Origin of the sequence: Staphylococcus sp. GDY8P196P (genome assembly GCF_017891705.1) — a bacterium.
Classification (GTDB): domain Bacteria; phylum Bacillota; class Bacilli; order Staphylococcales; family Staphylococcaceae; genus Staphylococcus; species Staphylococcus ureilyticus.
Window position 1 is genome coordinate 1 of record NZ_JAESJS010000047.1, and the last position, 589, is coordinate 589.

The 589-nt window shown below is 26.5% G+C and carries 1 protein-coding gene; it reads left to right on the forward strand.

Annotated features, from left to right (window positions below):
- Positions 1–50: 50 nt before the first annotated feature.
- Positions 51–589, forward strand: a 539-nt coding sequence (locus KA814_RS13575) for a helix-turn-helix domain-containing protein (RefSeq protein WP_210122807.1), incomplete at its 3' end; no start/stop codon positions are given.

A 589-nucleotide genomic window follows, 5' to 3' on the forward strand; every position in this document is an offset into this window, starting at 1 on the left:
CAAATTGTTTTAATGTTTCAAAAATGGTAAAATGCATGAGAGGTGATAATATGGCATTAAACGAAATGTTAAAAAATTTAAGAAAAAGTAAAAACTATTCTCTAAGAGAACTTTCTGAAGCGAGTAATGTTTCACATTCATATATATATAGATTAGAGGATGGAAAGGTAAAGCATCCTGATAAAGAAAAATTATTAGCAATTGCTTTTACTTTAGATCCAACAACTAAAGATGATACCTATTTAAAAATGTTGAAGTCAGCAAGTTTAGATTGTTCAAATGCAGAAAATGAATTAAATGAGTACACTCAAAAACAACTTGATAAAATCAGTGATTATAAAGAAATAACAAATGAAGTAATTAATGGAATGAAAACTTTCAATAATTACATGAGAGTAGTTAAGGGGCAAAAAGGACAAAAAGCAAAAGAAATAATAGAGTTGGATGAGCCATATTTAGATATAAGATGGTTATTAACTCAAAATAAATATTCTATATATTATGGTGAAGATCCAATCAAAAATACAGTTGGTTCAGAATTTCTTGGAAATGTTTTTATAATAACTGACGATGAAAAACATAGAATGCT